Origin of the sequence: Streptomyces himastatinicus ATCC 53653, assembly GCF_000158915.1 — a bacterium.
GTDB lineage: Bacteria > Actinomycetota > Actinomycetes > Streptomycetales > Streptomycetaceae > Streptomyces > Streptomyces himastatinicus.
On sequence record NZ_GG657754.1, the window covers coordinates 6,905,594 to 6,931,610 of the forward strand.

Genomic DNA, 26,017 nt, shown 5'->3' on the forward strand with positions numbered 1-26,017 from the left:
CGGGCGTGCTGTGTGCCTGTCCTCGGACGAGGGCCTGGCGCTGTTCGACGCCGCGCAGGAGGTCGGCGACGCGTTCCTGGTGCCCATGCAGCTGGACCTTGCGCCGCTCACGGGCGCGCCCGTCTCGATGGTGCCGCCGCTGCTGCGCGGCCTGGTGCGCGGCGGTACGACCCGTCGCACCGCCGAGTCGGGTGCCGCGGTCGACGGCGCGTCGTTGGTGGAGCGGCTGGTCCGGCTGGACGCGGCCGAGCGCGATCAGATGCTGCTCGACCTGGTGCGCGGCCAGGTGGCCGTGGTGCTCGGCCATGACTCGCCGGACGCGGTCGAGGCGTCCCGGGCGTTCCGGGACCTCGGCTTCGACTCGCTGACCGGGGTCGAGTTCCGCAACCGCCTCGGCGCCGCCGCCGGGCTGCGGCTGCCCGCCACGCTCGTCTTCGACTACCCGACGCCGACGGCGCTCGCCGCGTACCTGCGCGACGAACTCCTCGGCTCCGAGGCGGCGGCGGCCGTCCCGGCGCAGGCCCGGGCGCGGGCCACGGCACAGGACGCCGACGAGGACGACCCGATCGCCATCGTCGCTATGAGCTGCCGCTTTCCCGGCGACGTCCGCACCCCCGAGGACCTGTGGGAGCTGCTGGCCGAGGGCCGCGACGGCATCTCCCGGCTGCCGGACGACCGGGGCTGGGACATCGAGGCGTTCTACGACCCGGACCCGGACCGGCCCGGCACCTCGTACGCCCGCGAGGGCGGGTTCACGTACGACGCCGCCGACTTCGACCCGGAGTTCTTCGGCATCAACCCGCGCGAGGCCATGGCGATGGACCCGCAGCAGCGGTTGCTGCTGGAGACGTCGTGGGAGTCCTTCGAGCGGGCGGGCATCGATCCGCAGACGCTGCGCGGCAAGGAGGTCGGCGTCTTCGTCGGCCAGATGCACAACGACTATGTGTCGCGGCTGAGCACCGTCCCCGAGGGCGTCGAGGGCTATCTCGGCACCGGCGGCTCCAGCAGCATCGCCTCCGGCCGGGTGTCGTACACCTTCGGCTTCGAGGGCCCGGCCGTCACCGTCGACACGGCGTGCTCGTCGTCGCTGGTGGCGCTGCACCTCGCGGCGCAGGCGCTGCGCAACGGCGAATGCACGCTGGCGCTCGCGGGCGGTGTCACCATCATCACCACGCCCGCGGTGTTCACCGAGTTCAGCCGCCAGCGCGGCCTGGCCACCGACGGCCGCTGCAAGCCGTTCGCGGCGGCGGCCGACGGTACGGCCTGGGGCGAGGGCGTCGGCATGGTGCTCGTGGAGCGGCTGTCGGACGCGCGTCGCAATGGCCACCAGGTGCTGGCCGTGGTGCGGGGCACGGCGGTCAACCAGGACGGTGCGAGCAATGGTCTGACGGCGCCGAACGGCCCGTCCCAGCAGCGCGTCATCCGCCAGGCCCTCGCCAACGCCGGTCTGTCGGCCGCCGAGGTGGACGCGGTGGAGGCGCACGGTACGGGGACCACGCTGGGCGACCCGATCGAGGCGCAGGCGCTGCTGGCCACGTACGGCCGGGAGCGGCCGGAGGGGCAGCCGCTGTGGCTGGGCTCCATCAAGTCCAACTTCGGCCACACGCAGGCGGCCGCGGGTGTCGCGGGCATCATCAAGATGGTGCTGGCGATGCGGCACGGTGTGCTTCCGCAGTCGCTGCACATCGACGAGCCGTCGCCGCACGTGGACTGGGAGGCGGGCGCGGTGTCGCTGCTCGCCGAGGCGCGCGAATGGCCGGAGACGGACCGTCCGCGCCGCGCGGGCATCTCCTCCTTCGGTATGAGCGGCACCAATGCCCACGCCATCATCGAGCAGGCCCCAGAGCCGGAGCCCCGCCCGGAGCCTCGGTTCGAGGGCGACACGGCGGCGCTGCCGTGGGTGCTCTCCGCCAAGTCCCCGGAGGCGCTGCGCGCCCAGGGCGCCCGGCTCCGTAGCCATGTGGCGGACCACCCCGACGTGGCCCTCGCCGACCTCGGCTACTCCCTGGCCACCGGCCGCGCCACCTTCGACCACCGGGCGGCGCTCGTCGCCCGCGACCGGGACGCGCTCCTGGCCGGTCTGGACGCCCTCGCCGAGGGCCGCACCGCGCCCGGGCTGGTGACGGACGCGGTGGCGGACGGCAAGGTGGCGTTCCTGTTCACGGGTCAGGGCAGCCAGCGGCTCGGGATGGGGCGTGAGCTGTACGCGACGTACCCGGTGTTCGCGGAGGCGCTGGACGCCGTATGCGACGCGCTGGACCCGTACCTCGAACAGCCGCTGAAGACGGTCCTGTTCGGGGATGACGCCGCGGTGCTGGACCAGACGGGCTACACCCAGCCCGCGCTGTTCGCCATCGAGGTGGCGCTGTTCCGCCTGGTCGAGGCGTGGGGCGTGAAGCCCGATGTCCTCTCCGGCCACTCCATCGGCGAACTGGCCGCCGCACACGTGGCCGGTGTGCTCTCCCTCGCCGACGCGAGCCGTTTGGTCGCCGCACGCGGCACGCTGATGCAGCGACTGCCCGCCGGTGGCGCGATGATCGCCGTCCAGGCGTCCGAGGACGAGGTGACGCCGCACCTGAACAAGCGGGTGAGCCTCGCGGCCATCAACGGCCCGACCGCGGTCGTGGTCGCCGGTGACGAGGACGCCGCCGTCGAGATCGCGACGGCCTTCGAGGCGCAGGGCCGCAAGTCCAAGCGGCTCACCGTGAGCCACGCGTTCCACTCGCCGCACATGGACGGGATGCTGGACGCGTTCCGCCAGGTCGCGGAGGAGCTGACGTACGAGGCCCCGCGCATCCCGATCGTGTCCAACCTGACCGGTGCCGTGGTGTCGTCCGAGGAGATCACCACCCCGGACTTCTGGGTACGCCACGTCCGCGAGGCAGTCCGCTTCCTCGACGGCGTGCGCACCCTCGAAGCCCAGGGCGTCACCACCTACCTCGAACTGGGCCCCGACGGTGTCCTCACCGCCATGGCGCAGGACTGCGTCACGGACGAGCGCCACGCCTTCGCCGCAGCTCTGCGCGGCGGCCGCCCGGAGCCCGAGACGCTGCTGACCGCCCTCGGCCGGGGCCATGTCCGGGGCGCCGCCGTGGACTTCGAGGCGCTGTACGCCCCGTACGGCGCGCACCGGGTGGAGCTGCCGACGTACGCGTTCCAGCGCCGCCGGTTCTGGCTGGACGCCGGGCCCTCCGGCGGCGATGCCACCGCGATCGGCCTGCACGCGGCGGGCCATCCGCTGCTCGGCGCCGCCGTGGAGCTGCCCGACGCGGACGGTTTCGCCTTCACCGGACGGCTGTCCCTCCAGGCCCAGCCGTGGCTGGCCGACCACGCCGTGATGGGCACGGTGCTGCTGCCCGGCACCGCCTTCGTGGAGCTGGCGCTGCGCGCCGGGGAGCACGCGGGCTGCGACCGGCTGGACGAACTCACCCTGGAAGCACCGCTGATCGTGCCCGAACGGGGTGCCGTCCAGCTCCGCCTGTCGCTCGCGGCCCCCGACGACACCGGCCGTCGCGCCCTGACGATGCACTCCCGCGCCGAGGACGCCCCGGCCGACGAGCCGTGGCTGCGCCACGCGACGGGCACCCTGGCGGCCGACGCGGAGGCGGGTACGTTCGACCTGGCCGCATGGCCCCCCACCGACGCCGACGAGATCGCCGTCGAGGGCCTGTACGAGGGCCTGGCCGCTTCAGGCTTCGCGTACGGCCCGGTCTTCCAGGGCCTCGAAGCGGCCTGGCGGCGCGACGACGAGGTGTTCGCCGAGATCCGGCTCCCGGAGGGAGCCGAGGCCGACGCGAAGACCTTCGGCCTGCACCCGGCGCTGCTGGACGCGGCGCTGCACGCCCTCGGTCTGGCCGCTGCCGAAGAGGGCGGCGGCGAGGGCCGCTTGCCGTTCGCATGGACCGGCGTCTCCCTGCACGCCGTAGGCGCCTCCGCCCTGCGGGTACGCCTGGCGGGCACCACGACGGGCACGGTGTCGCTCCAGCTCGCGGACGTGACGGGCGCCCCGGTGGCGAGCGTGGAGGGCCTGGCCCTGCGCACGGTGTCCCCGGACCAACTGAACACCGCCCGCCCGAGCCCCACGTCGGATGCCCTGTTCAGCCTGACCTGGACCCCGCTCCCGGCATCCGCCCCGGCCCCCACCGGGGGCTGGGCGACCCTGGGCACGAACACCCTGGGCCTGCCCACGTACCCGAACCTGACCGCACTGGCCGAAGCGGTAGCTTCCGGAACACCACTGCCGGACCACGTAGTGGTGTCCCTGGCCAATCAGGCCGGTCCGGGGCTGCACTCCGACGGCGCGGCACCCCACGCCCCGAACGGTGCGGCACCTGAAGGCCCGGGTGCGGCAAATCAAGCCCGTCCGGCGATTGAGGACACGCCCGAAGGGCGTCCGGGCCGTTCCTCGGACGGCGCGGCACTCGAAGGCCCGGGTGCGGCATCTCCAGCCCGTCCGGCGCTTGAGGACCGGGGCCTTGGGGCGGAGCCCCGAGTTTCGGGAAGGGGCGGGGTGGGGGAAAGCCCCTCGCCCGCCACCGCCGCGCATCAGGCCACCACCCAGGCGCTGAGCCTGCTACAGCAGTGGCTGGCCGACGACCGCTTCGCGGACTCCCGCCTGGTCGTCCTCACCTCCGCCACCAACCTGGCGCACGCCGCCGTCCGCGGCCTGGTCCGCTCCGCGCAGGCGGAGAACCCGGACCGCCTGGTCCTGGTCGACACCGACGCCGAGGACACCTCGCTGAAGACGCTGGCGACGGCCGTCGCAACCGGCGAACCCCAGGTGGCCGTCCGCAACGGCGAGATCCTGGCCCCCCGCCTGGCCCGCACCGCAACAACGGCGGAAGCCAATGCGTGGAACCCGGACGGCACGGTCCTGCTGACCGGCGCGTCCGGCACCCTGGGCGCCCTGTTCGCCCGTCACCTGGTGGCGGAGCGCGGCGTACGCCATCTCCTCCTGGTCAGCCGCCGAGGCGACCAGGCCCCCGGCGCAGCCGACCTGACCACGGAACTGACCGACCTGGGCGCCACCGTCCACTGGTCGGCCTGCGACGTGGCAGACCGCACCGCCCTGGCCGAAACCCTGGCGACAGTCCCTACCGCCCGCCCCCTCACGGCCGTGGTCCACACGGCAGGCGTGCTGGACGATGGCGTGATCGGATCGCTCACCCCGGACCGGCTGTCTACCGTCCTGCGCCCGAAGGCGGACGCGGCCTGGAACCTCCACGACCTCACCCAGCACGCTGATCTGAAGGCGTTCATCGTCTTCTCCTCCGCCGCCGGAGTCTTCGGCGGTGCCGGACAGGGCAACTACGCGGCGGCGAACGCCTTCCTCGACGCCCTCGCCCAGCACCGCGCAGCCAACGGCCTCCCCGCCACCTCCCTCGCCTGGGGCCTGTGGGCGGTCGCCGGAGGCATGGGCGGTGAGCTGGACGAGACGGAGATCGCCCGTATCCGCCGCGGCGGCATCGGCGTCCTCACGGCCGACACCGGCCTGGAGCTGTTCGACGCCGCGACGAACACCACCAGCGCAAGCGAACCGCTCCTCGTCCCGATGCCCCTCGACATGGCGGCCCTCCGCGCCCAGGCGGGCGTAGGCATGCTGCCGCCGCTCTTCCGCGGCCTGGTGCGGGCGGCCCCCGCCCGCCGGGCAGCGGAGTCGGCGGCCACCGCAGGAGCCGGTGGGGCCGACGAGCTGCGGGCCCGCCTCGCCGGGCTGTCCGAGCCGGAGCGGGACGAGGCGGTGCTGGAGCTGGTCTGCACCCAGGTGGCAGCCGTGCTCGGCTACCCGGGCCCGGAGACGGTCGACCCGGCCCGCTCGTTCAGCGAGGTCGGCTTCGACTCGCTCACCGCCGTGGAGCTGCGCAACCGTCTGAACGCGACCACCGGAGTCCGGCTCCCGGCGACGCTGGTCTTCGACTACCCCACACCGAACGCACTGGTCCAGTACCTGCGGGGCGAGATCCTCCCCGACGACGCGACGGGGGTCACCTCGCTGCTCGCCGAACTCGACGGGCTCGAAAAGTCCCTGGCCGGGGCCGCCGAGGCCGCCCCGGACGACGAGGACCGGGGCAGGATCACCGCGCGCCTCCAGGCACTGCTCGCGCAATGGAATGACGACCGAGGACCGGAAGACGGCGCCGGTGTCGCCGACGAGATCGAGTCCGCCACGGACGACGACCTCTTCGACTTCATCGGCAAGGAATTCGGGATCTCCTGAAGTGACCGCGGCCGACGCGAAGTGACCCGACCTTCCGGATTCCTCGAGAGGGAACGCACGTATGAATGAGGAAAAGCTCCGTTACTTTCTCAAGCGGGTCACCGCCGACCTGCACGAGACCCGACGCCGCCTCCAGGAGGTGGAGTCGGAGGACCAGGAGCCCATCGCGATCGTCGGGATGAGCTGCCGCTACCCGGGCGGCGTCGAGTCGCCCGAGGATCTGTGGCGGCTGGTGTCCGGGGGCGGGGACGGCATTTCCGAGTTCCCCACGGACCGCGGCTGGGACATGGGGCGGCTCTTCGACGACGACCCGGACGGCGCGGGCACGAGCTATGTCCGGGAGGGCGGTTTCCTCCACGACGCCAACTACTTCGACCCGGCGTTCTTCGGCATCAGCCCGCGCGAGGCCCTCGCGATGGACCCGCAGCAGCGGCTGCTGCTGGAGACCACCTGGGAGGCGTTCGAGCGCGCGGGCATCGACGCCACCTCCGTACGCGGCACCCGCACGGGCGTCTTCGCGGGCGTCATGTACCACGACTACGCCTCGCGGCTGCGCGCCGTGCCGCCCGGTGTCGAGGGCTATCTCGGCACCGGCGGCTCCAGCAGCATCGCCTCGGGCCGGGTGGCGTACACCTTCGGCCTGGAGGGCCCGGCGCTCACCGTCGACACGGCGTGCTCGTCGTCGCTGGTGACCCTGCACCTGGCCATGCAGGCGCTGCGCAACGGCGAATGCTCTCTCGCACTCGCGGGCGGCGTCACCGTGATGTCGACGCCCGGCACCTTCACCGAGTTCAGCCGCCAGCGCGGACTGTCCTTCGACGGCCGCTGCAAGTCGTTCGCGTCGGCTGCCGACGGCACCGGATGGTCCGAGGGCGCGGGCATGCTGCTCGTGGAGAAGCTGTCGGACGCCCGGAAGAACGGTCACCGGGTGCTGGCCGTCGTACGCGGCTCCGCCATCAACCAGGACGGCGCGTCCAACGGCCTCACCGCGCCCAACGGCCCGTCCCAGCAGCGCGTCATCCGCCAGGCGCTGGCCAGCGCCCGGCTGACGGCCGACCAGATCGACGTGGTCGAGGCACACGGCACCGGTACGACGCTGGGCGACCCCATCGAGGCGCAGGCGCTGCTCGCCACGTACGGCAAGGAGAAGCCCGCCGAACGGCCACTGCTGCTCGGCTCCATCAAGTCCAACGTCGGCCACACCCAGGCCGCCGCCGGTGTCGCCGGGATCATCAAGATGGTCAAGGCCATCGAGCACGGCTACGTGCCCAAGACCCTGCACGTGGACGAGCCGTCGCCGCACATCGACTGGTCGGCCGGGGCCGTCTCGCTGCTCACCGAGGGCCGCCCGTGGCCGGAGACCGGCCGCCCGCGCCGCGCCGCCGTGTCGTCGTTCGGCATCAGCGGCACCAACGCCCACCTGATCATCGAGCAGCCCCCGGCACCGGACGAGGCCACCGACGAGGACACCGAACCGGTTGCCACCGCGACCCCGCACGACCTCCCCCTCCTCCCATGGCTGCTGTCCGGCAAGGGCGAGGACGCGCTGCGCGCCCAGGCCGCCCGGCTGCACACGTACGTCACCGAACGCCCCGACCTGGACCCGCTGTCCGTCGGCTACGCCCTCGCCACCACCCGCGCCGCCCTCCAGGACCGCGCGGCCGTGGTCGCCGGGGACCGCGAGACGTTCCTCGACCGGCTCGCCGCGCTCGCGGCGGGCGACCCCGCCGCCGGGCTGGTGCAGGGCGCGGAGACCCGGGGCAAGCTGGCGTTCCTCTTCACCGGTCAGGGCAGCCAGCGGCTCGGCATGGGCCGCGAGCTGTACGCGACGTACCCGGCCTTCGCCGAGGCGTTCGACGCCGTATGCGCCGCGCTCGACCCGCGCCTCGAACGTCCCCTGAAGGACGTCCTCTTCGGGGACGACGCCACGGCCCTGGACCGCACCGGCTTCACCCAGCCCGCGCTGTTCGCCATCGAGGTGGCCCTGTTCCGTCTGGTCGAATCGTGGGGCCTGAAGCCGGACTTCGTCTCCGGCCACTCCATCGGCGAGATCGCCGCCGCACACGTCGCGGGCGTGCTGTCGCTCGCCGACGCCGCGCTGCTGGTGGCCGCGCGCGGCCGACTGATGCAGCGGCTTCCGGGCGGCGGCGCGATGATCGCCATCCAGGCGTCCGAGAACGAGGTGGCGCCGCTGCTCACCGAGCGCGTGAGCATAGCCGCCCTCAACGGCCCGACGTCGGTGGTCATCGCGGGCGACGAGGACGCGGCCGTCACGATCGCGGCATCCTTCGAGGCCCAGGGCCGCAAGACCAAGCGCCTCACCGTCAGCCACGCCTTCCACTCGCCGCTGATGGACCCGATGCTGGAGGCGTTCCGCAAGGTCGCCGAGAGCCTGACGTACGAGACCCCGAAGATCCCGGTGGTCTCCCACCTCACCGGCGGCATCGCCCCCGCCGCGGAGATCGCCACCGCCGACTTCTGGGTGCGCCACGTCCGCGAGGCGGTCCGCTTCCTCGACGGCATCCGCGCCCTGGAGGCCCAGGGCGTCACCACGTACCTCGAACTCGGCCCGGACGGTGTGCTCACCGCCATGGCGCAGGAGTGCGTCACCGGTGACGATGCGGCGTTCATCCCCGCGCTGCGCTCCGGCCGCCCCGAGGCCGAGACCCTGACCACGGCCCTGGCCACCCTCCACACCCGGGGCACCGCCCCCGACTGGGAGGCGTACTACGCGGGCACGGGTGCCGAGCGCGTCGAGCTGCCCACGTACGCCTTCCAGCGCGAGCACTACTGGCTGGACGCGGGCACCGCCTACGGCGACGTCTCCTCGGTCGGCCTCGGCACCGCCGACCACCCGCTGCTCGGCACGGCCGTCTCGCTGGCCGACGCGGAGGGCTTCCTGTTCACCGGGCGGCTCGCGCTGGACACCCACCCGTGGCTGGCCGACCACGCCGTGATGGGCACGGTGCTGCTGCCCGGCACCGCGTTCGTCGAGCTGGCCGTACGCGCCGGTGAGCAGGCCGGATGCGACCTGGTGGAAGAACTCACCCTGGAAGCCCCGCTGATCCTGCCCGAGCAGGGCGGGGTCCGGCTCCAGATCGCCGTGGGCGCCCAGGACGACACCGGCCGCCGCACCCTCGCCCTCCACTCCCGCCCCGACGCGGCCACCGACGACGAGCCGTGGGTACGCCACGCCACGGGCCTGCTCGCCCACAGCGCCCCGACGGCGCCGTTCGACCTGGCCGCCTGGCCGCCCGCGGGCGCCGAGCAGATCGCCGTCGACGGCCTGTACGAGACCCTGTCCGAGGCGGGCTTCGCCTACGGCCCGGCCTTCCAGGGCCTGCGCGCCGCCTGGCGCGCCGACGGCGAGGTCTACGCCGAGGTCGCGCTCCCCGAGGGCACCGAACCGGCCGCCGCGCTCTTCGGCGTACACCCGGCGCTGCTGGACGCCGTGCTGCACACCATCGGCCTCAGCGACCTGACCGAAAACCCGGGCCAGGGCGGCCTGCCGTTCTCCTGGTCCGGCGTCCGCGTCCACTCGGTGGGCGCGGACACCGTACGGGTCCGCCTGTCGTCGGCCGGAAACGGCACGGTGTCGCTCCAACTGGCGGACGTAACGGGCGCCCCGGTGGCCTCGGTGGACCGCCTGGCCCTGCGCACGGTGTCCCCGGACCAGCTGAACACCCGCCCCGGCTCCGCGCCGGACGCCCTGTTCCGAGTGGACTGGACCCAGATCCCGGCCCCTGCCGAGCCGGTGTCCATGGCCCGTTGGGCGGTCGTGGGCTCCGAGGTTCCTGGCCTCGGAGCGGCTGGCGGTGAGGTCGCGGCGTACGCGGATCTGGGCGCGCTCGCCGAGGCCGTGGCTTCCGGGACGGCGCTGCCGGAGCACGTCGTGGTTTCCCTTACCTCGGACGGCGCGGCACCCCATGCCCCGAACAATGCGGCACCTGAAGGCCCGGGTGCGGCAAATCAAGCCCGTCCGGCGCTTGAGGACACGCCCGAAGGGCGTCCTGGCCGGTCCACGGACGGCGCGGCACTCCACACCCCGAACGGTGCGGCACCTGAAGGCCCGGGTGCGGCATCTCCAGCCCGTCCGGCGCTTGAGGACCGGGGTCTTGGGGCGGAGCCCCGAGTTTCGGGAAGGGGCGGGGTGGGGGAAAGCCCCTCGCCCGCCACCGCGGCGCATCAGGCCACCACCCAGGTGCTGGGGCTGCTACAGCAGTGGCTGGCCGACAACCGCTTCGCGGACTCCCGCCTCGTCATCCTCACCTCCGCCGCCGACCTGGCCCACGCCGCCGTCCACGGCCTCGTCCGCTCCGCCCAGTCGGAGAACCCGGACCGCATCGTGCTCGTGGACATCGACAGCCACGCGGATTCCCTCGCCGCGCTCCCCACGGCACTGGCATCCGGCGAGCAGGAAGTCGCCGTACGCGAAGGCACGCTCAAGGCCCCCCGCCTGGCCCGCGCCACAACAACGGCGGAAGCCAACGCGTGGGACCCGGATGGCACGGTCCTGCTGACCGGCGCGTCCGGCACCCTGGGCGCCCTGTTCGCCCGTCACCTGGTGGCTGAGCGCGGCGTACGCCATCTCCTCCTGGTCAGCCGCCGAGGCGACCAGGCCCCCGGCGCAGCCGACCTGACCACGGAACTGACCGACCTGGGCGCCACCGTCCACTGGTCGGCCTGCGACGTGGCAGACCGCACCGCCCTGGCCGAAACCCTGGCAACAATCCCTACCGCCCACCCCCTCACGGCCGTGGTCCACACGGCAGGCGTGCTGGACGATGGCGTGATCGGATCGCTCACCCCGGACCGGCTGTCCACCGTCCTGCGCCCGAAGGCGGACGCGGCCTGGAACCTCCACCACCTCACCCAGACCGCGGACCTGAAGGCGTTCATCGTCTTCTCCTCCGCCGCCGGAGTCTTCGGCGGTGCCGGACAGGGCAACTACGCGGCGGCGAACGCCTTCCTCGACGCCCTCGCCCAGCACCGCGCAGCCAACGGCCTGCCCGCCACCTCCCTCGCCTGGGGCCTGTGGGCCGAGCCCGGCGGCATGGCCGGAGACCTGGACGAGGCGGAACTCGCCCGCCTCCAGCGCGGCGGTATCGCCGCCATCACCGCAGCCCAAGGCCGCGAACTCTTCGACGCCGCGACGAACACCACGAGCGAGGCACTCCTCGTCCCGATGCCGCTCGACATGGCGGCTCTCCGCGCCCAGGCGGGCGTCGGCATGCTGCCGCCCCTGTTCCGCGGCCTGGTACGAGCCCCCGCCCGCCGCGCCGCCCCATCAGCCGCCACCGCGCAGTCCGGCGCACTCGCACAGCAGCTCGCCGGAAAAGCCGACACCGAGGCCGAGGCGATCGTCCTCGCGCTGGTCCGTACGCAGGTGGCGGCCGTACTCGGCTACGCCGGACCCGAAGCGGTGGAACCGCAGCGCGCGTTCAGCGAGGTCGGCTTCGACTCGCTCACCGCGGTCGAGCTGCGCAACCGCCTCACCGCCGTCACAGGCGTAAGGCTCCCGGCCACGCTGATCTTCGACTACCCGACCCCCGCCGCCCTCGCCACGTACCTCCGCGCCGAAGCGCAGGGCAGCAGCGAGGCCGACACAGCAACAACCACCCCCACCACCACCCCCCACGACGACGACCCCATCGCCATCGTCGCGATGAGCTGCCGCTTCCCCGGCGGGGTGACCTCGCCCGACGACCTGTGGAAGCTGGTCACCGAAGGCACGGACGCCATCACCGACATGCCCACCGACCGGGGCTGGGACATCGAGGCGCTGTACGACGACGACCCCGACCAGCAGGGCACCAGCTACGCCCGCAACGGCGGCTTCCTCCACGACGCCCACCACTTCGACCCGGTGTTCTTCGGGATTTCGCCGCGCGAGGCCCTCGCCATGGACCCGCAGCAGCGGCTGCTGCTGGAGACCACCTGGGAGGCGTTCGAACGCGCGGGCATCGACCCGGCGACCGTGCGTGGCAGCCGGACCGGCGTCTACACCGGCGTGATGTACAACGACTACGGCACGCTGCTGCACCGCGCGCCCGACGGCCTCGAGGGCTATATGGGCACCGCCAGCTCCGGCAGCGTCGCCTCGGGCCGGGTTTCCTACACCTTCGGCCTCGAAGGCCCGGCCGTCACCGTCGACACGGCCTGCTCGTCGTCGCTGGTGACCCTGCACATGGCGGTACAGGCGCTGCGCAGCGGCGAATGCTCGCTGGCGCTCGCGGGCGGTGTGACCGTCATGGCGACCCCCGGCACCTTCGTGGCGTTCAGCAAGCAGCGCGGCCTCGCGACCGACGGCCGCTGCAAGCCGTTCGCGGATGCCGCCGACGGCACGGCCTGGGGCGAGGGCGTCGGCATGCTGCTCGTGGAGCGGCTGTCGGACGCCCGTAAGAACGGCCATCCGGTCCTCGCGGTTGTACGCGGCTCCGCCATCAACCAGGACGGCGCGTCCAACGGCCTCACCGCGCCCAACGGCCCGTCCCAGCAGCGCGTCATCCGCCAGGCCCTGGCCGGGGCCCGGCTGTCGGCCGCCGAGGTCGACGTGGTCGAGGCGCACGGCACCGGTACGACGCTGGGCGACCCGATCGAGGCGCAGGCGCTGCTCGCCACGTACGGCCAGGAGCACACCGAGGACGAGCCGCTGTGGCTGGGCTCGGTGAAGTCCAACTTCGGCCACACGCAGGCCGCCGCAGGCGTGGCGGGCATCATCAAGATGGTCAAGGCCATCGAGCACGGTGTCCTGCCGAAGACCCTGCACGTGGACGAGCCGTCCGCGCACGTGGACTGGACGGCGGGCGCGGTGTCGCTGCTGACCGACCAGCAGACATGGCCGGACACCGGCCGCCCGCGCCGCGCCGCCATCTCCTCGTTCGGCATCAGCGGCACCAACGCGCACACCATCATCGAGCAGGCGCCCACCGAGGACCCGTCGAAGCCCGCGACAACACAGCGGCCGGGCCCGGTGCCGTGGGTGGTGTCGGCGAAGAGCGAGACGGCGCTGCGCGCCCAGGCCGAGCGGCTGCTGACCCTCCTCACCACCGACGACGGGCCACGCCCCGCCGACATCGGCTACTCCTTGGCCACCACCCGCGCACCCCTGGACCAGCGCGCCGTGCTGGTCGGCACGGACCGCGACGACTTCACCGCCACTCTCACCGCGCTGGCCCGGGGCGAGGCGGCTCCCCACCTCATCCAGGGCACCGGGACGGCAGACAAGACGGCGTTCGTGTTCCCGGGGCAGGGCTCGCAGTGGGCGGGCATGGCGGTGGGGTTGATGGACGCCTCGCCGGTGTTCGCCGCCCGCATCCACGAATGCGCCGCCGCACTCGCCGAGTTCACCGGCTGGTCGCTCGTGGAGGTGCTGCGAGGTGCGGAGGACGCGCCGTCGCTGGAGCGCGTCGATGTGGTCCAGCCGGTGCTGTTCTCGGTGATGGTGTCTCTCGCCGAGCTGTGGCGTTCGCTGGGCGTGCGGCCGTCCGCCGTGGTCGGCCACTCGCAGGGCGAGATCGCCGCCGCGTGCGTGGCCGGGATTCTGACCCTCCAGGACGCCGCGCGCGTGGTGGCACTGCGCAGCCAGGCGATCGGCCGGGTGCTGGCGGGCAAGGGCGGCATGGTGTCCGTGGCGCTGCCGGTGTCGGACGTACGGGAGCGGATCGCGGCGTGGGGTGAGAAGCGCATCTCGGTGGCGGCCGTCAACGGCCCGTCGGCCGTGGTGGTCTCCGGAGAGCCGACCGCGCTGGACGAACTGCTGGCCTCCTGCGAGGCGGACGAGGTCCGGGCCCGCCGCGTCCCGGTGGACTACGCCTCCCACTCCGCCCAGGTCGAGCTGCTGCGCGACGAACTCCTCACACTCCTCGCCCCGGTGCGGCCACAGCCCACCCAGGTGCCGTTCCTCTCCACCGTGACGGGGGAGTGGGTCCAGGGCCCGGAGCTGGACGCCGAGTACTGGTTCACCAACCTCCGTCGCACCGTCGAACTCGAAGACGCCATCCGACGCCTCCTCGACGAGGGCTTCGGGGCCTTCATCGAGTCCAGCGCCCACCCGGTGCTGGCGATGGGCGTCCAGGACACCGCCGAGGACGCGGGCCGCACCGCGGCCGCCATCGGCTCGCTGCGCCGCGACGAAGGCGGTCTCGACCGCTTCTGGGCATCCCTCGGCGAGGCATGGACCCGCGGTGTCCAGGTCGACTGGGACGCGGTGTACGAGGGCACCGGCGCGACCCGCGTCGCGCTGCCCACGTACGCCTTCCAGCACGAGCGCTACTGGATCGAGGTGCCCCTCTCGGTGGGCGACGTCGCCTCCGCGGGGCTCGGCGCCGCCGGGCATCCGCTGCTGGGCGCGGCCGTCGAACTTCCGGACTCGGACGGCTTCCTGCTCACCGGACGGCTCTCCCTCCAGACCCACCCCTGGCTCGCCGACCATGCCGTGTCCGGCACGGTGCTGCTGCCGGGGACGGCCTTCGTGGAGCTGGCGATCCGGGCCGGTGACCAGGTCGGCTGTGGTGCGCTGGAGGAACTGACCCTTGAGGCGCCGCTGATCCTGCCCGAGCGCGGCGGGGTCCAGCTGCGGCTGACCGTCGGCGCTCCCGACGCGGAGGGCCGCCGGACGCTGGAGGTCTACTCCCGCCCGGAGCCGGCCGCCGACCAGGGCGACGCCTCGGAGCCCTGGATCCGCAACGCGAGCGGTGTGCTGGCGGCCGAAAGGCCGGGCGAGACCGAGGGCCTGTCCGTCTGGCCGCCCGCCGATGCCGTGGCGCTCGACGTGGACGACCTGTACGAGCGGTTCGCGGCGGGCGGCTTCGGCTACGGCCCGGCGTTCCAGGGGCTGACGGCCGCCTGGCGGCGCGGCGAGGAGGTCTTCGCCGAACTCCGCCTGCCGGGCAAGCAGCACGCGGACGCCGCGCTGTTCGGGCTCCACCCGGCGCTGCTGGACTCCGCGCTGCACGGCGTGGCGCTCGGCGACTTCCTGGGCGCCGAGGCCGCGGGCGTACGGCTGCCGTTCTCCTGGAGCGGTGTCACCCTCCACGCGGCGGGCGCCACGGCGCTGCGCGTACGGATCGCACCGGCCGGGTCGGACGCGGTGGCCCTGACCGTCGCGGACGAGAACGGCGGCGCGGTCGCGTCGGTGGACTCCCTGGTGCTGCGGCACATCGCGCCGGAGCAGCTGCGGGCGGCCCAGGTGACGTACCACGACTCGCTGTTCCGGCTGGAGTGGGCGCCGGTGCCGGCCCCCTCGGCGGCTCCCGCGGCCGTCCGCTGGGCCCTGGTCGGCCAGGGCGCCGTGGCCAACGGCACGGACTCCTTCGGGCTGGTCACCGCGCTGGAGGCCGCCGGTGCCGAATGCGCCGTCTTCCCCGATCTGGCCGAGCTGGCGGCCGTGGTGGCCTCCGGCAGCCCCCGGCCGGATGTCGTCCTCCTCCCGCTGACCGGCCCCGCCGGGGCCGGCGGGGCCCATCTGGCGGAGGGCGCCCGGCTGGCCACGCACGCCGCGCTGGAGAGCGCGCAGTCGTGGCTCGCGGAGGAGGCTTTCGCCGGGGCGCGGCTGGCGTTCGTCACCCGGCGGGCGGTCGCCACGTCCCCGGACGCCGAGGTGCCCGACCTGCTGCACGCGCCCGTATGGGGGCTGATCCGCACCGCCCAGACCGAGAACCCGGACCGGTTCCTGCTGCTCGACCTGGACCATGAGGAGACCACCGCCGACGCGCTCATGGCGGCCGTGGCCGGGGGCGAGCCGCAGCTCGCCGTCCGCGAGGGCGCGCTGCACGCGCCCCGCCTGGCCAAGGTCGCCACCGGCCCGGCGCCGGAGGAGACGGCGCTGCCGGAGTTCGACCCGGACGGCACGGTCCTGATCACCGGCGCCACCGGTGTCCTCGGCGGGCAGCTCGCCCGCCATCTGGTGGCCGAGCGCGGCGTACGGCATCTGCTGCTCAACAGCCGTCGCGGGCAGCGGGCCCCAGGGCTGCCGGAGCTGGTGGACGAACTGACCGTGCTGGGCGCGCAGGTGTGCGTCGCGGCGTGCGATGTGGCCGACCGCGAGGCGCTGTCGCAGCTGCTGGCCGAGGTGGACCCGGCGCATCCGCTGACCGCCGTCGTGCACACCGCCGGTGTGCTGGACGACGGGCTGCTGTCCGTGCTCACCCCGGACCGGATCGACACGGTGTCCCGGCCGAAGATGGACGCGGCGCTCCATCTGCACGAGCTGACCCGCGATCTCGGCCTCGGGGCGTTCGTGCTGTTCTCCTCCGCCGCCGGTACCTTCGGCGCGCCGGGGCAGGCCAACTACGCCGCCGCCAACGCCTTCCTGGACGCCCTCGCCGCGCACCGCCGCGCCACCGGGCGGCCCGCGCTCTCGCTCGCCTGGGGCCTGTGGGAGCAGCGCAGCGCGATGACCGGCGACATGGCGGACGCGGATGTGCGGCGCATGGCCCGCTCCGGGATGGCGCCGCTGTCCTCGCGGGACGGCCTGGAGCTGTTCGACACGGCGTGCGCGGTCGGCGGTGAGGCGGTGCTCGTACCGCTCCACCTGGAACTCGCGCCGCTGCGCGAGCAGGCCGCCGAAGGCGCGCTGCCCGCCGTGTTCCGTGGACTGGTCCGGGCCCCGGCCCGGCGGCGTACGGCCTCCGGCGCACCGGCCGACGCCGGTGGTCCGTCGCTGGCGCGGCGGCTGGCCGGGCTGGACGCGGCGGAGCGGGAGAACGTCCTGCTGGAGGTGGTCCGTACGCAGGCCGCCGCCGTCCTCGGCTTCGCGGACGCGGACGCCGTGGGCGCCACCCGTGGCTTCCTGGAGCTGGGCTTCGACTCGCTCACCGCGGTCGAGCTGCGCAACCGGATCAACGCTGCCAGCGGGCTGCGGCTGCCGCCGACGCTGCTGTTCGACCACCCGACGCCCGCGCAGGTCGCCGGGCAGCTGTTGGAGGCGCTGGCGCCCGAGGTGGCTGCCGAGGGCGGCACCCCGGGCGAGCCCGTGGCGAGCGCCGAGCCGTCGGACGTGTTCGGCGCGATGATGCGGGAGGCCGGACAGCTGGGCAGGCAGGAGGAGTTCACCCGGCTGCTGATGGACGTCTCCCGGTTCCGGCCCTCGTTCGGCAGTGCCGCGGAGCTGCGCAAGGCGCCCGCGCTGGTGCGGCTGTCGCGCGGTGAGACACGGCCCGCCGTGGTGTGCTTCTCCTCGATCCTGTCGATCGGCGGCCCGCACCAGTACGCGCGGTTCGCCGCCGGTTTCCGCGGTGAGCAGGACGTCTGGGCGCTGGGCAACCCCGGTTTCGTCGCCGGGGAGCAGCTTCCGGCGCACCCGGAGGCGGTCATCGAGGCGCAGGCCGAGGCGGTGCTGCGGGGGACCGACGGGGCTCCGTTCGTACTGCTGGGGCACTCCTCGGGCGGTGTGCTGGCACACGAGGTGGCCGCGCGGCTGGAGAGCGGCGGGATCTTCCCGGAGGCGGTCGTCCTGCTGGACATCTACTCGCACGACCGGGACGCGGCCGTGGGCCTCCAGCCGGGGCTGAGCGCCGGGGTGGACGAGCGGAGCGCGAGCCATGTGCCGGTGGACGACACCCGGCTGCTGGCCATGGGCGCGTACTTCCGGCTGTTCGGCGAGTGGCGGCCGACCGAGGTCAAGACGCCGACGCTGCTGGTCCGGGCCGGGGAGCGGCTCTTCGACTGGTCCCGCGGCGGCGACTGGCGGTCGTACTGGGAGCTGCCGCACACCGCGGTCGACGTGCCGGGCAACCACTTCACGATGATGGAGGAGCACGCCGGTACGACGGCGCGGGCCGTCCGGGACTGGCTGTCCGGCTGACGGGCGCGTACGACAACGGGCCGGGTCTTCTCCTGAAGGGGTAGCGGACCCGGCCCGTGAAGACTCTCGTGGTGTCAGCGCTTGCGGGGCGGGCGCTGCCGCTTGCCCGGGCCCACCGTCACGACCTCGAAGTTGGACTTGGTGCGGTCCAGCCGGTGGAAGAGGTTGTCCGGGCCGGTGATGTACATCGTGGACACCCCGGCGGCCTTCAGCGCGTCCACCACCTTGGGCCAGTGGATCGGCAGGTCGAAGGTGTCCAGCAGCATCGTGCGCAGGGCGTCGGCCGTCGTCACGAGCGAACCGTCCTGGTCGGTGACCACGGGCAGCTTCGGGTCGAGGATCTCGTACCGGGGCAGGATCTCCTCCGCGGCCCGGCGCCGCAGCTCCGCGAACGCGGGCGCGTGCACCGCCGGGACCATGGTGTACATGGAGTACCCGCCGGCCTTGCTGATGCTCTGCTTGAAGCCGTCCAGCTCCTTCTCGCGCAGCGACACCATGAAGAAGCCGTCGTCGAGGTAGCCGGAATAGTCGAACCACTCGCCGCGCCCGCCGAGTTCGTCGAGGATCTCGGTCAGCTTCTCCTGCGGGGTGCGGACGAAGGTGTGGGTGACCGCGTCCTGGTACTCCTCCTCGAAGTACGCGTGCTCACAGCGCGCCAGCTCCGCGGTGAGCCGCACCACCTCGGGGAACGGCAGCGAACCGACGTACGCGGCGGCCGCCTTCTGCCCGAAGCTGGGGCCCACGCACAGGTCAGGGACGAGCCCGTGCTCCTCCTCGGCCCGGTCCGCCGATGCCATCGAGTTGACCAGGAAGGCTATCTGGGTCGCCTCGGAGTAGTCGTCCTCCGAGTCGCGGAGCTGGTCGAAGACCGAGTAGCCGAGGGCCTCGTCGGCCTCCGCCAGCCGCTTCCGGGCGAACGGGTCGAGGGTGAGGAACCTGCCCACCTCGGCGAAGCTGGAGGGTCCCATGCCCGGGAAGACGATGGCCTTCTTGGCCTGCTCGGATGGCTCGGGTGCCGTCATGGTGTGTGGTGCCTTCGTTCTCGGTACGGTCGGCGCTCAGTCCTGCGCCCGCTTGTTGAAGCCGCGGATGCCGATGAACCCGTAGATCAGGATGGCCGCCCCGATGGCGGAGAAGCAGATCCACAGCGGGATCGACTCCGGTGTCTTGGGCCCGGGGGTCAGCAGCAGCCCGCGCATCGCCTCGGTGATGTAGGTCAGCGGGTTGAACGTGCACAGGATCTGGAACCAGCGGACGCCGTCCAGGCTCCGCCACGGGAACTGCGTGGCCCCGGTGAACATGATCGGGGTCAGCGTCATGGCGAAGACGATGGAGATGTGACGCGCGGGCGCCAGGGTGCCCAGGGTGAGGCCGACGCAGCCGCCGACCAGCCCGCCGAGGCTGAGGATGCCCAGCGTCTCCGGCATCTTGGACATCGGCCAGGAGACGTCGTCCAGCAGCGCCAGACCGATCGGAATCATGACCAGGGAGCCGATCAGACCGCGCATCGCGCCGAAGACTGCCTTCTCCACCGCGACCAGGGAGACCGGGATGGGCGCGAGCAGCCGGTCCTCGATCTCCTTGGTCCAGGAGAAGTCGATGGCCAGCGGCAGCGCGGTGTTCTGAAGGGCGACCAGGAAGCTGTTGAGCGCCACCACACCGGGCAGCAGCACCTGCTGGAACCCGGGCTGGGTGAAGCCGATCTCGCCGAGCACCTTGCCGAAGACGAACAGCATGAAGAACGGCTCGACGATGACCTGACCCAGGAACGGACCCATCTCGCGGCCGGTGACGAAGATGTCCCGCCACAGGATGAAGAAGAACGTCCGCCACCGGTTGGCGCGGCGCCGGTGACGCCCGCCCGACCCCTTCGCGGACCGTGCGGGAACGATCTCCGTGGACGGTCCGTCGGCCGGTTCGTGGACGGCGACGGCGGTCGCGGCGGCGCCCGCGGGAGCCGGGGCGGCGGCGGGCTCGCGTACGGCGACGGCCCCGCCCGGAGCGGGGGCCGCGGCCCGGGCGGGGGCCGGTGCGTGCGAAGCGGCGGCGGGGCCGGTGGGACCCGCGGTGGCCTGCGGGACCGGTGGCACCCGGGAGACCCGCGGGCCGCCCGCCCCGCTCGCCCCGCTTGCCGGACGCCTGGGTGCCCGGCTTGGGCGGCGTCACGGCCAGGGTCAGGGTGTCACCGATGTCGCTCTTCCCGTCCCCGCTCTTGGAGGAGTCGGAGACCACCGTGCCGCCGATCACCGTGCCCGCACCGGGGCGGCGGTCGGCGGCACGCGGCTGCTCGCCGTCCTGGCGGCCGGTGGACGGGTCTCCCGCGGCCTTGCCGCCGGAGTTCGCCTCTCCGTCGGGCGTGGGTCGTGTGGAGGTGGTCATCGCAGCTCTTTCCCTGTCAGCTCGACGAAGACGTCTTCCAGGCTGGCCTGGTTGACGCTCAGGTCCTTGATCTCGCAGCCGGCGTCGGTCAGGGCCTTGAGGCCGGCGGGAAGGAGTACCGAGGACGGGGCATCGCTGTAGATCTTCAGCCGGGCGCTGCCGTCGCTGTCGTCCGCGGCCCCACCGTCGAGGATGGTTTCGACGAGGTCCTTGTCGTCCTGCTGGAGCACCTCGACCCGCTCGACCACACCGAGGTTGCGCACCGCGGCCAGCACCCCGTCCAGCCCGCCGAACGGCGGCTGCACGGTGACGGACAGCGCGGTGTTGTTGAGCCTGCTCGTCAGGTTCTCCGGGGTGTCCAGGGCGAGCAGCCTGCCGTGGTCGACGATGCCGATCCGGTCACAGAGCTTGGCCGCCTCGTCCATGTCATGCGTGGTGATGACCACGGTGACGCCGCGCAGCTTGAGTTCGGCGATCCGGTCGCGCACGAACACCTGCGACTGCGGGTCGAGGCCGGTGGCCGGCTCGTCCAGGAACAGCACCCGGGGGCGGTGCATCAGCGCCCGCGCGATCATCACGCGCTGGGCCTGGCCGCCGGAAACCTGGTCGGCCCGGGCCTTGGCGTGGTCGGCCAGGCCCACCCACTCCAGGCACTCGTCCGCGAGCCGGTTCCGCTCGCCGCGGGACAGGCCGTGGTAACCGGCGTGGAAGGTGAGGTTCTGACGAATGGTCAGGGACCGGTCGAGGTTGTTGCGCTGCGGGACGATGGCGAAGGACTGCCGCGCCACCGCGGGCTTCGCCACCACGTCGACGCCCTGTACGAACGCACGTCCGCCACTGGGTGCGACCCGGGTGGTCAGGATCCCGATCGTGGTGGTCTTGCCCGCCCCGTTGGGGCCGAGGAATCCGAAGACCTCGCCATGGTTGACGGTGAAGCTGAGATCGTCCACCGCCGGGGCGGGACGGCCTGGGTACTGCTTGACCAAGCCGTCGACAACGACGGCGAAATCAATAGGACGTGTTGTGTTCATCGCTGTCGTCGCACCGATTTAATTGGCTTATGGAGAACATGCTTTCGCCATGTCTAACACGGCTGCTTGACTCCAGGTCAGAGACCGCCCGTACGGTAGGGGGTAGGGGGAGAAGTCAGGGGACATTAGGGGGTCCCCAGTTGTGCCCCGCGCCACCTATGGATGCCGTGGTACCCCGCATATAACGCGTACACCGGATAGCGGTTACTAGGGGTTGTGACCGCCACAGCGGGGCCATAACCTCACGGAGTCAGCGCCTCGATCGAACATGGTCGACACGCCCCATCCGTGCACTCGTGCCCGGCCCCCTCAGTGCAATCGCGGGGATGTACTCCTTGAGCCAGGTCAAGCCCGATGATGTGGGCCTTATTCGGATATTGCAAACGGAAACTCCCAGCAGTTTCCGGCTGATCTGCTTCCCGGAGTCCGCCCACTCCACCGCGTACTACCTCTCCCTGTCCGAACTCCTGCTGCCCACCGTGGAGGTGCTAGCGATCCAGTACCCCCTCCACACCGGCTTCGGGGACGGCACGGACGGTGAGGACGGCGAGCGGCTGACCGACTCCCCGGAGCTGGTCGACCGGATCTTCGGCGCGCTGGGCGAGTGGACGGACCGCCCGATCGCCTTCTTCGGGCACCGGGTCGGGGCCGACCTCGCGTACCGCGTGGCCGAGCGCCTGGAGCGGGAGACCGGGACGCCCCTGCTGACCCTGTTCGTCTCCGGCCGGACCGCCCACTGGGGCATGGCCCTGGGCCCGCCGGCCCTCGGCTGCCGGATCGTCGCCCTCGCCGGCGAGGGCGACCCCAAGACCCCGCTGCACGGCGTACGGGCCTGGCGGCGGCGTACCAGCGGACGTTTCGACCTCGAGGTGTTTCCCGGGTCCCGCGGCTACCTCGATTCGAGCCGGAGAGAGGTCGTGAACCTGGTGCACGACCAGCTGCTCTCGCACGTCCCCGTCGACGCCGAGTGGGAGACCGGCGCCGAAGACAAGGGAGCCTAGGCACGACACGGCCGCGGCTGCCCGTACTCCTCAGGCACTCCCCAGGGAAAAGGAAAGAGAAAGTTCGATGACCGCGAAGATCTACGCGCTCGACTCGGTGCAGACGCTGGCCGACTTCGAGCTGGACGCGATCCGCGTCGCCGATGTGATCCGCGAGCAGCACGGGGTGGCCCCGGGCGACCGCGTCATCCTCAAAGCGGGCAACTCCGCCGCCTACGTCAGTGTGCTGTTCGCGCTCATGCACGTCGGCGCGTCCATCGTCCTGATCGACCAGCAGGAGCACCCGGACGAGACCCGCCGGATAGCCGGGCGCACCGGCGCCGCCATCGCCTTCGTCGACGACGACTCCCCGATCCACGACGACGGCCGCGTGGTCAACCTCTACGAGGTGATCGCCCCGGCCGCCGGACGCCCGCTCAGCACCCGCGAGCTGTCCTTCGACGCCTGGGCCGACCGGCAGGACGGCCTCATCATGTGGACGTCCGGCTCCACCGGCGAGCCCAAGGGCGCGGTCAAGTCCGGCCGTAAGTTCCTGACCAACCTGGAGCGCAACGCCGCCCAGGTGGGGCACCGGGAGGACGACGTCCTGCTCCCGCTGCTGCCCTTCGCCCACCAGTACGGGCTGTCCATGGTGCTCATCGCCTGGCTCACCCGCTGCTCCCTGGTGATCGCCCCGTACAAGCGCCTCGACCGGGCCGTGCAGATGGCCGGGCGGACCGGCGCGACCGTGCTCGACGCCACCCCGTCCAGCTACCGCACCATGCTCAACCTGGTCGGCCGCAAGCCGTCGCTGCGGGCGCAGCTGGAGCAGGTCCGCATGTTCTGCTCCGGCGCGGCACCGCTCGACGGCGCGCTCTCCGACGGCTACGTCGCCGAGTTCGGGCTGCCGCTGCTGGACAGCTACGGCAGCACCGAGCTGGGCAACATCGCCTTCGCCACCCTGGAGAACCCGGTCTCCTGCGGCCGGGCCATGGACGGCATCAAGCTGCGCATCATCGACGAGTCCGGCGTCCCCGCCGTCCCCGGCCAGGCCGGTGAGATCGAGGTCGACACCCCGGACGCGCTGGAGGGCCACCTCGCCGAGGACGGCGGCCTCGACGCCATGCCGACGGGCTGGTTCCCCACCGGCGACCTCGGCTACCTGGACGAGGACGACAACCTGTTCGTCCTGGGCCGGAAGTTCGCGGTGCACCGCTACGGCTATCTGCTCTACCCCGAGCTGGTCGAGCGCAAGGCCGCCGTCGCCCACATCTCCACCCGCATCGTGCCGCTCCCCGACGAGCGCCGCCGTGGCGATGTGCAGCTGGTCTTCTTCGTGGAGGACGACGAGCTGCGGGACGCCAAGTACTGGCGCGAGCGGCTGTGCGACGTGCTGCCGGTCTACGAGCAGCCCAACCGGGTCGAGGTGCTGGACGCCTTCCCGCTCAACCGCAACGGCAAGCCGGACAAGAAGCGGCTCGAGGAGATCGCGCGCGGCTAGACACAGGTGAAGAAGAAGTGGGGGCCGGTGCCGGGCACCGGCCCCCTGCTCTTTCCAGGGAAACCCCTAGTCGTACGGAAGCTCCACGGGGGCGAAGTCGTGGAAGCGGTCGCCCGGGCCCGGGTTGTCCGGGTGGGTGGCGCCGCCCAGGTGGTCGAGCACCCCCCACACCGCGTTGAGCGCCGTGGTCACCGCGCCCTCCGCGAATCCGGCGGTCCAGGAGACGTCGTCCCCGCACAGGAAGAAGCCGCGCTGCTCGGCGGGCATGTCGTCCTGCATGAACTGGGTGAACAGCCGCCGCTGGTAGCGGTAGTGGCCGGGCAGGTTGGACTTGAACGCGCCCATGAAGCGCGGCTCGGTCTCCCAGGTGACGGTCAGCGGCCCGCCGACGATGTGCGAGCGGATGTCGACGTCCGGGTAGATCGCGCCCAGCTGGCTCAGCAGCCGCTCCAGCCGGTCCTCGGGCGTGAGGGTGGCGACCTTCAGCGAGTCGTCGTTCCAGGTGTACGACAGGCACATCACTCCGGGCCGGTCGGGCCCGTCGTCGAACAGATAGACCCCGCGCGGCATCCGGTCGGTGAGCGTCATGCTCATCACGTCCCGGCCGGTCGCCGGGTCGGGGTCCCGCCAGAACGGCCGGTCGACCAGGACGAACAGCTTGGAGGCGCCCATGTAGTGGGTGCGCTCGACCGCCGTCCACAGCGGGGTGGGCAGCAGCTCCGGGTCGCAGTCGATCCGGTTCAGCAGGGTCCAGACGTGCGGGCTGAAGACCACCGCGGGGAACTCGCGCTCCTCGCCGCTCTCGTCCCGTACCCGGATGCCGTCCCCGGCCCGGCGCAGCCGGGTGACCGCGGGGCGCGGACGGCCGCCGTCGTGCAGCGACGCCAGCGAGGTGCCCTCCGGCCAGTGCGCGGGCGCGGCCGGCCGGTGCTCCCACAGGCCGCGCGGCAGCTGCTGGGAGCCGCCGATGATGCCGACCTGATGGTCGTCGGCGTCGGTGACGACGACGCGCAGGATCTCCAGCACCGAGTTGGGGAAGTCGGTGTCCCAGCCGCCGGTGCCGAAGCCGACCTGGCCGAAGATCTCCCGGTGGCGGAACGACTGGAAGGTAGGGGAGGTGGCCAGGAACCCGTAGAAGGACTGGTCGTCGAACTCCCTGACCAGCCGGTCCCAGACGGCCTTCAGCGTGGCGGTGTCCCGCCGCTGGATGGCGTCCCGCACCGTGGACAGCTCGGCCCGCTCCTGGAGCGCCTTCTCCCAGGCGTCGGCGACCTCCTGGTAGACGGACGGGAGGTCGTCCGTGGTGCGGGCCTGGCGGCGCTCGCCGTTCAGGTCGATCAGGGTGCTCGGGGTGGACGGCGCGAGGGGGTTCGGAAAGGGGCGGGTGGCCAGTCCGAGGGTGCCGATGTAGTGGAACAGCGCGGTCGCGGAGACGGGGAAGCGCATGGCGCCCATTTCCGCCACATATTCCGGATTCCCGGGAAAGGGCGTGGAACGCATCCGGCCGCCCAATTGCTCCGCTTCGTAGACGACCGGACGAAGTCCCAGGCGCAGGAGTTCATACGCCGCCGTCATCCCGGACATTCCGCCGCCGATGACCGCGACTTCGGTGCCGTGCCGTTCACTCGGCACCGCGCCGAGACCGGCCGGATGGGTCAGCCAGCTGTCGTAGGAGAAAGGAAAGTCCGGTACCAGCATCGTCAGGGGAGACGCGGGCGCAGACGTCATGGAAACAACCTCTTGGGGCCGTGCGGAATCGCTGGGATATCAGGCGGTGTGGGCGACGTCGAAATCGAGGCTCGCGGGCAGATCGCGGCGCTGACTGATGTTGATCTTCCGGTAGACCCGGGTGAGGTGCTGCTCGACCGTGGAGATCGTGATGTAGAGCTTGGCGGCGATCTCCCGGTTGGTGTAGCCCGAGGCCGCCAGGGCGGCCACCCGGCTCTCGGCGTCGGAGAGTTCGGAGAACGTGGCGGTGTCCTCGCCGGTGCGGGCCGCCTCCGACAGGGCCGAACGGCCCGGGGTGCGCTGGAGCGAACGGGACAGTTCCTCGGCGCCGCATCCGTCGAGCGAGCCGCAGGGCGCGCCGGGTCATCAGCCTGC

General features: G+C 72.6%; 9 protein-coding genes. 4 read left to right on the forward strand and 5 right to left on the reverse strand.

The window, feature by feature from the left end; all coding sequences use genetic code 11:
* Nucleotides 1–10: 10 nt before the first annotated feature.
* Nucleotides 11–6,217, forward strand: a complete 6,207-nt coding sequence (locus tag SSOG_RS29105) for a type I polyketide synthase (protein ID WP_009717844.1) — start codon at nt 11–13, stop codon at nt 6,215–6,217.
* A gap of 61 nt (nt 6,218–6,278) precedes the next feature.
* Nucleotides 6,279–18,023 (forward strand): type I polyketide synthase, encoded by an 11,745-nt coding sequence (locus tag SSOG_RS29110; RefSeq protein ID WP_009717845.1) that lies wholly within the window; start codon nt 6,279–6,281, stop codon nt 18,021–18,023.
* Between the two features lie 74 nt (nt 18,024–18,097).
* On the opposite strand, the gene SSOG_RS29115 is transcribed toward SSOG_RS29110, so the two are convergent.
* The 3 genes from SSOG_RS29115 to SSOG_RS29125 all read right to left on the reverse strand — a co-directional run bounded on the left by SSOG_RS29115 (nt 18,098) and on the right by SSOG_RS29125 (nt 21,433).
* On the reverse strand, nt 18,098–19,045 hold the full coding sequence (locus tag SSOG_RS29115) for an ACP S-malonyltransferase (RefSeq protein ID WP_009717846.1): 948 nt from the start codon (nt 19,043–19,045) through the stop codon (nt 18,098–18,100).
* Between the two features lie 36 nt (nt 19,046–19,081).
* The gene (locus tag SSOG_RS29120) at nt 19,082–20,113 is read right to left on the reverse strand and encodes an ABC transporter permease (protein ID WP_009717847.1); all 1,032 of its coding nucleotides are present in this window, start codon (nt 20,111–20,113) and stop codon (nt 19,082–19,084) included.
* A gap of 285 nt (nt 20,114–20,398) precedes the next feature.
* Entirely contained in the window at nt 20,399–21,433 is a 1,035-nt protein-coding gene (locus tag SSOG_RS29125; RefSeq protein WP_009717848.1) for an ABC transporter ATP-binding protein, read from the reverse strand.
* Nucleotides 21,434–21,759: 326 nt separating this feature from the next.
* On the opposite strand from SSOG_RS29125, the gene SSOG_RS46985 reads away from it, so the two are divergent.
* Both SSOG_RS46985 and SSOG_RS29135 read left to right on the forward strand, forming a co-directional pair.
* A complete protein-coding gene (locus tag SSOG_RS46985; protein ID WP_050800001.1) occupies nt 21,760–22,434 on the forward strand; it encodes a thioesterase II family protein in 675 nt (224 codons plus the stop codon).
* Between the two features lie 67 nt (nt 22,435–22,501).
* A complete protein-coding gene (locus tag SSOG_RS29135) occupies nt 22,502–23,914 on the forward strand; it encodes a class I adenylate-forming enzyme family protein (RefSeq protein ID WP_009717850.1) in 1,413 nt (470 codons plus the stop codon).
* Nucleotides 23,915–23,980: 66 nt separating this feature from the next.
* On the opposite strand, the gene SSOG_RS29140 is transcribed toward SSOG_RS29135, so the two are convergent.
* Both SSOG_RS29140 and SSOG_RS56475 read right to left on the reverse strand, forming a co-directional pair.
* Complete coding sequence (locus SSOG_RS29140; protein WP_009717851.1) at nt 23,981–25,642, reverse strand: flavin monoamine oxidase family protein; 1,662 nt, start codon at nt 25,640–25,642, stop codon at nt 23,981–23,983.
* A gap of 39 nt (nt 25,643–25,681) precedes the next feature.
* Nucleotides 25,682–25,960 carry a LuxR C-terminal-related transcriptional regulator gene (locus tag SSOG_RS56475; protein ID WP_106516476.1) on the reverse strand — a complete coding sequence of 93 codons (279 nt, stop codon included), beginning with the start codon at nt 25,958–25,960 and terminating at the stop codon, nt 25,682–25,684.
* Nucleotides 25,961–26,017 lie beyond the last annotated feature (57 nt).

Excerpts from the sequence above, each read along its gene's own strand:
- SSOG_RS29110 (WP_009717845.1), top strand. The coding sequence starts at position 6,279 with ATGAATGAGGAAAAGCTCCGTTACTTTCTCAAGCGGGTCACCGCCGAC.
- SSOG_RS29115 (WP_009717846.1), bottom strand. The coding sequence starts at position 19,045 with ATGACGGCACCCGAGCCATCCGAGCAGGCCAAGAAGGCCATCGTCTTC.
- SSOG_RS29125 (WP_009717848.1), bottom strand. The coding sequence starts at position 21,433 with ATGAACACAACACGTCCTATTGATTTCGCCGTCGTTGTCGACGGCTTG.
- SSOG_RS46985 (WP_050800001.1), top strand. The coding sequence starts at position 21,760 with ATGTACTCCTTGAGCCAGGTCAAGCCCGATGATGTGGGCCTTATTCGG.
- SSOG_RS29135 (WP_009717850.1), top strand. The coding sequence starts at position 22,502 with ATGACCGCGAAGATCTACGCGCTCGACTCGGTGCAGACGCTGGCCGAC.
- SSOG_RS29140 (WP_009717851.1), bottom strand. The coding sequence starts at position 25,642 with ATGACGTCTGCGCCCGCGTCTCCCCTGACGATGCTGGTACCGGACTTT.